13 protein-coding genes are annotated in these 9,674 nt (G+C 35.3%); 9 read left to right on the plus strand and 4 right to left on the minus strand.

Going from position 1 to position 9,674, the window contains the following annotated elements:
- Positions 1-612: 612 nt before the first annotated feature.
- The 3 genes from E2K74_RS13920 (at position 613) to E2K74_RS13930 (ending at position 1,801) form a co-directional block, all read left to right on the plus strand.
- Entirely contained in the window at positions 613-810 is a 198-nt protein-coding gene (locus E2K74_RS13920; RefSeq protein ID WP_151208187.1) for a hypothetical protein, read from the plus strand.
- A gap of 1 nt (position 811) precedes the next feature.
- Entirely contained in the window at positions 812-1,093 is a 282-nt protein-coding gene (locus E2K74_RS13925) for a hypothetical protein (protein ID WP_151208188.1), read from the plus strand.
- A 474-nt stretch (positions 1,094-1,567) separates the two neighbouring features.
- Positions 1,568-1,801 (plus strand): hypothetical protein, encoded by a 234-nt coding sequence (locus E2K74_RS13930; RefSeq protein ID WP_201798536.1) that lies wholly within the window; start codon positions 1,568-1,570, stop codon positions 1,799-1,801.
- Here E2K74_RS13930 and E2K74_RS13935 read toward each other — a convergent pair.
- On the minus strand, positions 1,785-3,068 hold the full coding sequence (locus E2K74_RS13935) for a MobA/MobL family protein (protein WP_151208189.1): 1,284 nt from the start codon (positions 3,066-3,068) through the stop codon (positions 1,785-1,787). The two genes, E2K74_RS13930 and E2K74_RS13935, sit on opposite strands and share 17 nt — an antisense overlap.
- A gap of 206 nt (positions 3,069-3,274) precedes the next feature.
- Here E2K74_RS13935 and E2K74_RS13940 point away from each other — a divergent pair, with 206 nt between their 5' ends.
- The 3 genes from E2K74_RS13940 (at position 3,275) to E2K74_RS13950 (ending at position 6,332) form a co-directional block, all read left to right on the plus strand.
- The gene (locus E2K74_RS13940; protein WP_227548044.1) at positions 3,275-4,045 is read left to right on the plus strand and encodes a hypothetical protein; all 771 of its coding nucleotides are present in this window, start codon (positions 3,275-3,277) and stop codon (positions 4,043-4,045) included.
- Positions 4,046-4,773: 728 nt separating this feature from the next.
- Positions 4,774-5,703, plus strand: a complete 930-nt coding sequence (repM, locus tag E2K74_RS13945; RefSeq protein WP_151208190.1) for a replication initiation protein RepM — start codon at positions 4,774-4,776, stop codon at positions 5,701-5,703.
- A 68-nt stretch (positions 5,704-5,771) separates the two neighbouring features.
- Positions 5,772-6,332: a plasmid replication DNA-binding protein gene (locus E2K74_RS13950; RefSeq protein WP_151208191.1), complete on the plus strand. Its 561-nt coding sequence runs from the start codon at positions 5,772-5,774 to the stop codon at positions 6,330-6,332.
- Between the two features lie 182 nt (positions 6,333-6,514).
- Here E2K74_RS13950 and E2K74_RS13955 read toward each other — a convergent pair whose 3' ends face one another.
- From E2K74_RS13955 to E2K74_RS13965, 3 genes are read right to left on the minus strand one after another with little or no spacing between them, the layout of a single operon-like run.
- Positions 6,515-6,826 carry a hypothetical protein gene (locus E2K74_RS13955; protein WP_151208192.1) on the minus strand — a complete coding sequence of 104 codons (312 nt, stop codon included), beginning with the start codon at positions 6,824-6,826 and terminating at the stop codon, positions 6,515-6,517.
- Between the two features lie 20 nt (positions 6,827-6,846).
- Positions 6,847-7,230 carry a hypothetical protein gene (locus tag E2K74_RS13960; protein WP_151208193.1) on the minus strand — a complete coding sequence of 128 codons (384 nt, stop codon included), beginning with the start codon at positions 7,228-7,230 and terminating at the stop codon, positions 6,847-6,849.
- Between the two features lie 4 nt (positions 7,231-7,234).
- Positions 7,235-7,924 (minus strand): HNH endonuclease signature motif containing protein, encoded by a 690-nt coding sequence (locus E2K74_RS13965; RefSeq protein WP_151208194.1) that lies wholly within the window; start codon positions 7,922-7,924, stop codon positions 7,235-7,237.
- A gap of 305 nt (positions 7,925-8,229) precedes the next feature.
- Between E2K74_RS13965 and E2K74_RS13970 the strand changes: the two genes are divergently transcribed.
- The 3 genes from E2K74_RS13970 to E2K74_RS13980 are packed head-to-tail and all read left to right on the plus strand — an operon-like array spanning position 8,230 to position 9,180.
- Positions 8,230-8,652 carry a hypothetical protein gene (locus E2K74_RS13970; protein ID WP_149494568.1) on the plus strand — a complete coding sequence of 141 codons (423 nt, stop codon included), beginning with the start codon at positions 8,230-8,232 and terminating at the stop codon, positions 8,650-8,652.
- Positions 8,653-8,654: 2 nt separating this feature from the next.
- On the plus strand, positions 8,655-8,903 hold the full coding sequence (locus tag E2K74_RS13975) for a type II toxin-antitoxin system Phd/YefM family antitoxin (protein ID WP_151208195.1): 249 nt from the start codon (positions 8,655-8,657) through the stop codon (positions 8,901-8,903).
- Positions 8,893-9,180, plus strand: coding sequence for a type II toxin-antitoxin system RelE family toxin (locus tag E2K74_RS13980; RefSeq protein WP_151208196.1), 288 nt, complete (start codon positions 8,893-8,895; stop codon positions 9,178-9,180). The genes E2K74_RS13975 and E2K74_RS13980 overlap by 11 nt, the downstream gene beginning before the upstream one ends.
- Positions 9,181-9,674: the final 494 nt, after the last annotated feature.

A 9,674-nucleotide genomic window follows, 5' to 3' on the forward strand; every position in this document is an offset into this window, starting at 1 on the left:
TAAAAAACCCCGGCGTCCTGCCGGGGTTTTTCGTATTGGGTTGCTAGGTATGACTCCTGTCGTACCTCACGATCCTGGTGTATAAACTTATTATTGTTGTTTTCTGTTCCGGAACTTCCTGTTCCTGTATGACTTCATCATAGGAAAATTCCAGTATCGCGAATAGCCGCAAAGGGCCGATATTGATGTGCGCCAGGGCGTACAAAATAGCCTAAATTTTATCCACAAAAATTGGGGATAATTTCAGATGCAAGAGTCTTGTTACTTGGGCAGAAATGCAAAAAATGAGTATTTTTTAACCAATTTTATTGGCGGAATATATCAAAACTGCTTAAAAACTCACCGACTTATTACAGAAGCTAATTTTTGTGCATTTTGTGCTCAATGATTAGTTTTTAAGTGATTGATAAATAAAATTATTTTAAAATGCATTTCGTATAACGCCCATTATGTTAAATGGGTAGTACCTTAGTAGATTATTCATGCTTCCCATTTAGAAAAACTTGCAGACCCTTTTTTAATTTGTAATGCTTGTCACAAAGGGTGTCTAGCTAAGCTAAGGCAGGTGTTTGTTGTAGTCGGGCCGCTACAATATTGATAAAGAGCGCCTGTATGTTTAGTTTCAATATTTTTAATAAAGTCTCTACGGAAGTATTGACGATCAAAAATGACCTCCAGCTTAATTCCGAACTGCAACTAATTAATAAATATAAAGCTTCTATTTCCGAAGAGTATAGGCAGGCTATTATTTTAATCTTTAAAGAGCGTTGTTATTCATCTTTAGAGATCGGTCAACTATTGGAAGATTAAAATGTCTAGAATCCAAGCTAATGAATTATTTATACAATCTAGTAAGTTGTCCCTACTAGAAGTAATATTATTACAGTTAGCTAAAGACCTTCCAGAACATATTGAACCTCATGAGTTACTTTCAATTATACAGGAACTATTGAATACGAAATCTGAAGATGAAATCTATCAGAAGTTAAATTTATCTACTTTAAAAAATAAATTTGAAAATGACATGGATTGGGAAGTATTTAAAAAATTATTAGGATTTACAGTTTTAAAAAATATCGTTATGAATCAATAATTGGCAAATCGACTGTACTATATTGAACTTAGTATTTCTAAAATTAACATAATACACCTTATACGAAAGCTCCTATAAGTAGGCCCTAATTAGATTTTTTTAGCTCACAAGACCAGGCTTAAAAAAATAATCTAAGTCATTGATCTAAATAAATAAAATGGGATAGTAATGAATTTTAGGCTAGACGCTTAAAAAAATAGAATCTAAAATTCATTACTAATCATCTAAGCCATTGATTTACAGTCATTATATTGTTTTTTCTTAAAAACCTAAAATTCATTACTAATCGTATAAATTGTTGATTTATAATTAATATCTTGTTTTTTAGTTTCTAAAAAAATCTAAAAGTCGAATTATCTTTTACAATATAAGGGAAAATTCTGCATTCAGCTTGGCAGTTGCAATATCAGCTTCTGTCACATTAAGGAATTAAAGATCAAATAATTCGGTTAAGTCCCTCTCAGAAGTATTTCCATGAAAAAATTCAGTACCAGTGAACATCTCAAAAAAATGGATCGCAAGGATTGGGCAACAGCTCAATCGATTGCGACCTTCGGCATGAGTCCTGAAGAAAAAAAGGCTCATGAAAAAAGATCCTGGGAACGCTTTGACCGGATTCAGTCCGGAGAAACCACAATTAAAGATGAAGAAGCAGTATTGCTCATGCAGTGGCGTGCCCTAAATAATCTGCTTAAAAGCCAGGACTAAAATCATTATCCTGATCATGATTTCTTATCTTGTCAGGGGTTACTGCCTTTTCTCTCATTTGCAAAGGCACACGTTCGATGACTTGCCGCTGCATGAATGCCAATTCTTCCTCAATAGAGGCTATCTGGATAACTGAATTCTTTAACTGTTGGCCCAGATCAGTTAAGTATTCAAATTTTTCAAGTCGATCGAAGGATTCGATATTCAAAAGATCGATATAAGCCTGTAAATCATGCTGAATCAACCTAAAAGGTTCAGTCATTTGACGATCTTGCAATAAGGCTTGCAGCATTTTCTGTTGTAAAAACAATAATTTTTCTTGAGCATACCAATGCTGCCGTGTCCGTGGTGTTTCAGCTTGCGTGCTCAACTCTTCAATCTCTTGACGATTTTTTAATTCAGCCTCGTAAAATGAACGATACAACTCATAATGATTTTCAGCACGTAACCGGTTAATTTCAGCAGTCATTCTTTCCCGTTCGGCCACTAATTCCGGCTCTTTCTCACGCGCAAAACGGACCGCCTTATTCATCACAGGAACATCCTTCAGCTGTGTGCCATGCTTCTTGTTGTATTCCTTGTTGGATAAACAGCTGACCAAACTAGGAACTTCCACCTGAATTCCCTTGATTTCCACCATCTTGGTCGGGGCATAACGCATGAGACTGTCATTAATCAGCTCTTCAGTTTTCTGCCGATACAGCTGTAACTGCGCCTTTCCCATGCCTAACACATCAGCTGTCAGCTTCTGCGCCCCACCTTTCTGTGGATCCTTTGGGTTATAACGCTTAAAAAACTGTTCTGCGGTCCGGTCGATGCCATCAACATGCCGTTCACTATACATAAAATGCAAATGCGGTTGCTCTCGCCCACCCAACGATCCAACATGATTATGAATGGCACAGGTAAAGGGATAGCGATAGCGGTCTGCAAACTCAGCAATAAATGCCTCGGCCAATTCAATCCGCTGTGCCTGGTTCAACTCTTTCGGCAAGGCCACCACCAGACTGGAACAGGTACGGCCATTACTACGTTCATAAATATCTGCAGCGCCCCAAAACTCAGCCGGCTTTCCTTCAGCAAAATTTGGCATATTGCCGGATCTCACAAATTCGATCTGTTCTGAGGCACTTTCTTTATAATTTTTAAAATGCGAAGTCCGGGTAATGTAGTGAAACCGGTTCTTGGCCGTGGCAGCATTTTTTACTTTCCCCGATCGGGTTTTCACGGCCTTTTTGCTTGTGTGTTCCAGGTTGCAATAGAACATAATCCCACCTTCAAATTCACGGAGCCTCGCAGAGCCTGCGGAGCACGAGGAGAAGTGTTTTTAATTCGATATAATTGCGTAGTAATTATATCGAATTAAAAACACGGAAACGAGCTTAAGAATTAAATAAAATGTTCCCACATTTTATTTAATTCTTCCCGTGCCGGCCTATGCTAAACTGAAAACACAAAAACCTCACCCATTTTATGCTGGAGAATGCGATGGCGGCTCGTGGAAGACCTGCAAAAATACTCACTTCAAATGACCTCATGACATTGCAGCAGTTCCTGGAAAAACTTCCCTTCCTCAAGAAAAAACAACAACAGGCTTTGACCCTACTTCAGCAATCCAATGGCAGATTCAATGACAAACAACTCAGTCTGCTCAAAACAGTCGACCGGGAGAAGAACCAGTTTCTAAAAAGACAGGCACTCATTGAACAGATCAAACTGAAGGACAAAAACCAGCAGCCCCTCTTGGCCAACGAAATTGAAATTCTGACCTTACTCAATCAAGCAATGGATCAGGATAATTTTTTCCGCCTGGATCGCGCCCTAGAGTCTTATCAGAAAATTGAAAAAGCCGCCCTAGACAATCGAATCCGGCTGGAGAATGAACACAAACGTGAAATTTTGCAGAAAAGTCACAAGGAACTGACGGAAGCCCAGAAAAAACGCAATGCAGAAAACCAACTCAAATACGCGATAGGAGGTGTAGTTCAATCACTTTATAAAGACCTCGATCTTCAGATCCAGCACAGTGATATTCCCCTGCTCAGAGATGCCCTCCTACAAAGCATTATTTGGGAAAGAGCCATTAAAGAAACCACACTCTATAAAGAGATCAAAAACAACACCGAAGACCTCAAGGAAGAAACAAAATTATTCCAGCGTATGGTTGAAGATTTGCCAACCTATAAAATCAATGGGCAAGAGTTTCACAAAGTACTCATCCAAAAGCACCGTAGAAAGCCATAAAATGCGATTACAGCCTGTTTTTGGCTTAATCCTACCCATCCCTAATAAAAAATGTAATCAGGGCTAAAAATGCGAAATAGGCTCTTTTACGCTTTACCTAATATGAATCCTTAATTTATAAACTAAGAAATATCCTTAAAACTCAAATTAAATACCTAAAAGGTATCTATAGAGCGAGTGTCTACGAGCGAACCACTAAAATTCGCGCTTCGACTTTCTGAAAAACAGCTTTTTAGGCTGTAGAGCCTAATAAAGCGTAAATCACATGTAAAAATCAGATTTTAGATCGAGCGAAAGCGAGTGAAAAAGCTTTATGAGCGTAGCGAATCCATTCTTGTTTTTGGTTTTTAGAATTCAAGAAAGAATTAACTAAAAAATTGCCCCGACGAACTGAGCGAAAGCGAAGTTCAATAGAGTTTGAGCGTAGCGAAAACCAAGGGCAATTTTTCATTCCCTGGGCTTTTAATTAATTTTAATATTTTTAAATGTTTTTAATTTGATTTTAATTTTTAAATTTCAACAACTAACTATTGTATTTCCCCACGTTTAGTTACCCATTTCCCCACGTTTAGTTACCCATTTCCCCACGTTTAGTTACCCATTTCCCCACGTTTAGTTACCCATTTCCCCACGTTTAGTTACCCATTTAATTACGCCCTTAACTAAACAGTTGTAGTTACACCCACATTATTATAATCTGTGGGTATAAAAATATTTCAATTGGGTCTATGTCAAAAGAATTAGTTGTAAAAACCAATCGGTTAAACCAAGCTTTCCAAGCTCTATCTTTATCAGAGTTTCATATTGTTCAATTAGCCATCGTTGATGCTAGACATACGGGTACAGGACTAAGTACAGATACTCCTTTAAGAATAGATGCTTTGAGATATGCCGAAGTTTTCGGGACCACGAGGCAAAATGCTTATCAGAGAATGAAAGAAGCAGAGGATTCCTTATTTAACAGAAGATTTAGCTTCTTTGATGAAGATGGGAAGTTAGTCAAAAGTAGATGGATTCAGCAAGTAAAATATCTAGATGATGAAGGGGCTATTGAACTTGTTTTCACACTAGCTGTTGTACAAGGAATAAGTAAGATTGATGGTATTAAAGACTTTTTTACTCAATATTTACTGAGCCAAACAGCCCAGCTTAACAGTACATATTCAGCAAGATTATATGAGTTACTAATTCAATGGAGAGCTGTGGGGAGAACACCTTTATTTGAATTAGCAACTTTTAGAGAACAACTTGGAATTGGTGTTAATGAATACAAGCGTATGGATCACTTTAAAACAAGAGTTCTTGACTTAGCCATTTCTGAAATTAGCGAAAAAACAGATATAGAAGCAAACTACCAACAGCATAAAAAAGGCCGTTCAATATGTGGTTTTTCTTTTTCTTTTAAGCACAAAAAATCTAAGAACAAATCACCAGAAAATCAAACAATATCTGGGAATCTAGATCTTTTTTCAAAAAAAATGACTGACTCTCAACGTTACTTATTTTCCAATAAGTTATCTGAGCTTCCAGAAATGAGTAAATACTCTCAAGGAACTGAAAGCTATACTCAATTTGCAGTAAGAATTGCTGAAATGCTTAAAGATTCTGAAAAATTAAAGGAGTTTGCTCCAATGCTTGAAAAAGTTGGCTATCGTTAAATCATTGATGTAACGTTACATCACTAAATACTATCTACTAACATACAGAGTTTCACCTAGGTTACATAATGAAAGCACTATCTGTTATTGAATTAGCTCAACTTTATGGAATGAACCGCCAAAGCATCTATAAGCGTATAAATAAAGGAGATTTATCAAAAAATAGCGATGGGAAAATAGACCTTTCAGAAGCTATACGCGTATTTGGTGAACCATCCCAAAATAATAAGCATGTAACCACGTTACAGTCTACTTCGGTACAAAAAGAGACAGAAGTAGACATGTTGAAACAACAGATAGATATACTAAAAAAACAACTACAACTAGCACATGAACGAGAAATTTTTCAAAGAGAACAATTAGCAACAAAAGATAATCAGATAGAGGCGATACAACGCTTACTAGAAGCCCCAAAAGCCAATATGACTACGTTTACCGATCAAGAATCGGTGCAACCAAGCATGACCAAAACAGATCCAGAACTAGACACAGCAGAAGCTAAATATGACGGATTGACTACTCCGGAGCAAACAGAAAATGAGCACAGTCCAGTGCCTACGCATATCGAGCGACAACCTAAAAAACGAGGTTTATTCGGTCGTTTGGCGAAGGCTGTTTTTGACAATTGATTCTTCACTGAAGCTAATCAAAGTTGTGGAACAATGATCAAAGAATAGGCGTGGAACGTGAAGAATCAATAAAAAGCCGCTCCAGTGCGCTGAACCCTAGAACGGCTTTAACTAAGATATTGATGCCTATAGGGAAATTTCAAGCATTTCGTATAAGGTGTATTATGTTAATTTTAGAAGAATTAAATTATATCAATTTCATACTGATCCAATATATAAAATAACTCTTTGCTGATTTTTGAAGAGTTAATGCTCCCTAATAATTTAGCTCTACTTATTTCTATAAAATTCATTTCACTTTCTTCCTTATCAGATAGCATTGTCACATCGGCATTAGGAACTTTGACTAAAATTAATTGTTTCAAGCTAATTGCTTCTTCACAAGATTGTCTTAATGTATTTCTATGAATTATAACAAAATCTATGTCGGACGTAGATTTTCCAATATTAAAAAATGAACCAAATCCATATAGTTTTAAAACTTCTTCATACATTGATTCTGTTCTTTTTGTATTTAATCTGGAGAAACATAATTCCAAAAGTCTCTACGATTAATGGCACCTAAAAATTCACCAAATTTAAAAACACCAACTCTCAATTCTTTACATTGCTCTTTTACATCAGAACTATATGAACACCAGTTAGAATTAATAACAATAGCATCAATTTCTATATCAATTTTACCTAATAATTCATAGTATTCTGCTACCCCAAAAGAATAACATTCACAAATAAATACATTTATAGACCTGTCTGATAAATGTATTTTGTATATTCCATTTTTAGCATCAATACTTTTAATTTCATTAACTTTATCATGTACTTTAAGTTTTCTAAGGAAAAAATTATAGTTTCCATAATAACTCATCCAAGGGAATTCTTTGTTAGCTGCTGCCATGCTTTTATCCTTGAATTAAATTTCTAAAACTTTCAGGGAAACGTACTACAGATTCATATGAATTTATAGTAGTTATCCATCTCTCATAGCTCTCAACATGCAGAATAAACTCACTAATAGCTTGTTGATCAGATTGACTAAATAGGTTTCGATATTTGCTTAATAGGGCATAAATTAACCTATTATTAGGTACAATTATTTCACTTCTTGCCTGTATCCAATTTTCATATAATTGCTGACTTTGAGGGTTTCTTTGTGCTCTTTCTGATAGAGGACCATATTGATTCCAAGCATTATAATTATCGGTTAAATACTGGTTTATTGTATGTTTTAATTCACATAAATTTTTGATTTCTTTATTAACTAGCTTTTCTAATATTGTTTCTTCATGTTGATTCTTCATCTTATGGAGTAAATCTACCGTGTAAGTAGACTCATTTTCAGGCTTATCAATTAAAGTGTGGTGTGTAGGACAAAGGAGAATTAAATTATTGTAATCGTGTCTTTCTATATCTGACTGCTGAGGGTCATAACGATTTGAACCTCTTTTATTCCCCTTTATATGAGCCATTTCACCTAAAGTGTATGGACCATTAGCAATACCTGTAACCTTCGTATTACACCCCTCAAATGAACAAAGACCAGCCGCATTTGCCCATAAGATTTTTATACTTTTATCAGTAATTCCGGCCATTGCATTTCATCATTCAGTTAAGTTGTTAATAATTAAATTAATTATCATTTATTTAAAAGGATAGTAATAGAATAATGTACAAAATGGATTTTGTCTTCATTTAACATAATGGCCGTTATAGGAAACTAAAAAATCTAGGCTAGGGGCTAAACTTAAATTCAAAAAATATATAAAAATCAATAATACAAACTCAATAACTATAGATGTGGCATATCCAGTATAGAAGCACTCCTTAAAGCACCTTTAAAAGTCTTTTAAAAGCACCAATAATATGCTAATGTTTATTTAACAATGAGGATTGTTATATGAATTCGGAACTAGAAGATCTAGAACTTGATGCTTTATTAGAAGATCTGCAAAGAGATTCTGATGAATTAGATAAGTTATATCTAGAGTTTGATAAAATAGATGCAGAGCTTGATAGATTACTTGGATTAGATGAAAAAAATCTTCGAAAACTAGAATCTATTAGGCAAATTAGAAGTCTAAAAAGAGCTTTAGAAGTTTTAACTAGTGCGGTTGATAGACCAGCTATCGATAAAAGACAATTTTTTATTGTTTTAAATAAGATTAGTAGCTCTTTCTTTAAATTAAAAAAACTATCTAAAAAAACAATTTCAATAAACCATTTCAAACATTTGATTGAAATATTTCAAACGATAAAACATGAGAATCATCTAGTACTGCTTCAACCCAGACTTCAATCTATTAATTCTATAAAGGCTTAACTATGACTCAACTAATCCATGCACGAATGACTGCAAGTATTACTGAACTAAAGAAAAGTCCTATGGATACTGTATTAGCAGGTAGAGGTGAAGCTGTTGCTATTCTCAACCGTAATACACCTGCTTTCTACTGTATCCCTGCTGAACTGTATGAAAATATGATTGAACAGTTAGAAGACTTAGAACTTAATCAAATTGCAGATACTCGTGCGAACCAAAAACGCATCCGAGTAAATATAAATGAGTTATGAGTTAGACTTTTTAGAAGAAGCATTAGAGGAATGGAATAAGCTTAATCCCAGTATTAAGCAGCCATTAAAAAAGAAACTAATGAAAGTCTTAGAGAATCCTAGAGTTCCTAAGAACAAGCTATCAGGGCATCCTAACCGATATAAAATCAAACTTCGTAGTGTTGGCTATCGTTTGGTTTATGAGGTCATAGATGATGAGATTGTTGTATTAGTAATTGCTGTAGGCAGACGTGAAAATAACGCTGTCTACAATACAGCAGGCTCACGTCAATCTTGAACATTAAGGGGGAGGATTAAATTTAATCACCTCCCCATTTAACATAATGGGCGTTATACGAAATGCATTTTAAAATAATTTTATTTATCAATCACTTAAAAACTAATCATTGAGCACAAAATGCACAAAAATTAGCTTCTGTAATAAGTCGGTGAGTTTTTAAGCAGTTTTGATATATTCCGCCAATAAAATTGGTTAAAAAATACTCATTTTTTGCATTTCTGCCCAAGTAACAAGACTCTTGCATCTGAAATTATCCCCAATTTTTGTGGATAAAATTTAGGCTATTTTGTACGACCCGGCGCACATCAATATCGGCCCTTTGCGGCTATCCGCGATACTGGAATTTTCCTATGATGAAGTCATACAGGAACAGGAAGTTCCGGAACAGAAAACAACAATAATAAGTTTATACACCAGGATCGTGAGGTACGACAGGAGTCATACCTAGCAACCCAATACGAAAAACCCCGGCAGGACGCCGGGGTTTTTTA

Source organism: Acinetobacter sp. RF15B (assembly GCF_007558235.1).
Taxonomy (GTDB): Bacteria; Pseudomonadota; Gammaproteobacteria; order Pseudomonadales; family Moraxellaceae; genus Acinetobacter; species Acinetobacter lwoffii_C.

What these genes read in the sequence shown, in the direction of transcription:
- E2K74_RS13920 (WP_151208187.1), top strand. Translation starts at nt 613, where the DNA reads ATGTTTAGTTTCAATATTTTTAATAAAGTCTCTACGGAAGTATTGACG.
- E2K74_RS13925 (WP_151208188.1), top strand. Translation starts at nt 812, where the DNA reads ATGTCTAGAATCCAAGCTAATGAATTATTTATACAATCTAGTAAGTTG.
- E2K74_RS13930 (WP_201798536.1), top strand. Translation starts at nt 1,568, where the DNA reads ATGAAAAAATTCAGTACCAGTGAACATCTCAAAAAAATGGATCGCAAG.
- E2K74_RS13935 (WP_151208189.1), bottom strand. Translation starts at nt 3,068, where the DNA reads ATGTTCTATTGCAACCTGGAACACACAAGCAAAAAGGCCGTGAAAACC.
- E2K74_RS13940 (WP_227548044.1), top strand. Translation starts at nt 3,275, where the DNA reads ATGCTGGAGAATGCGATGGCGGCTCGTGGAAGACCTGCAAAAATACTC.
- repM (WP_151208190.1), top strand. Translation starts at nt 4,774, where the DNA reads ATGTCAAAAGAATTAGTTGTAAAAACCAATCGGTTAAACCAAGCTTTC.
- E2K74_RS13950 (WP_151208191.1), top strand. Translation starts at nt 5,772, where the DNA reads ATGAAAGCACTATCTGTTATTGAATTAGCTCAACTTTATGGAATGAAC.
- E2K74_RS13955 (WP_151208192.1), bottom strand. Translation starts at nt 6,826, where the DNA reads ATGTATGAAGAAGTTTTAAAACTATATGGATTTGGTTCATTTTTTAAT.
- E2K74_RS13960 (WP_151208193.1), bottom strand. Translation starts at nt 7,230, where the DNA reads ATGGCAGCAGCTAACAAAGAATTCCCTTGGATGAGTTATTATGGAAAC.
- E2K74_RS13965 (WP_151208194.1), bottom strand. Translation starts at nt 7,924, where the DNA reads ATGGCCGGAATTACTGATAAAAGTATAAAAATCTTATGGGCAAATGCG.
- E2K74_RS13970 (WP_149494568.1), top strand. Translation starts at nt 8,230, where the DNA reads ATGAATTCGGAACTAGAAGATCTAGAACTTGATGCTTTATTAGAAGAT.
- E2K74_RS13975 (WP_151208195.1), top strand. Translation starts at nt 8,655, where the DNA reads ATGACTCAACTAATCCATGCACGAATGACTGCAAGTATTACTGAACTA.
- E2K74_RS13980 (WP_151208196.1), top strand. Translation starts at nt 8,893, where the DNA reads ATGAGTTATGAGTTAGACTTTTTAGAAGAAGCATTAGAGGAATGGAAT.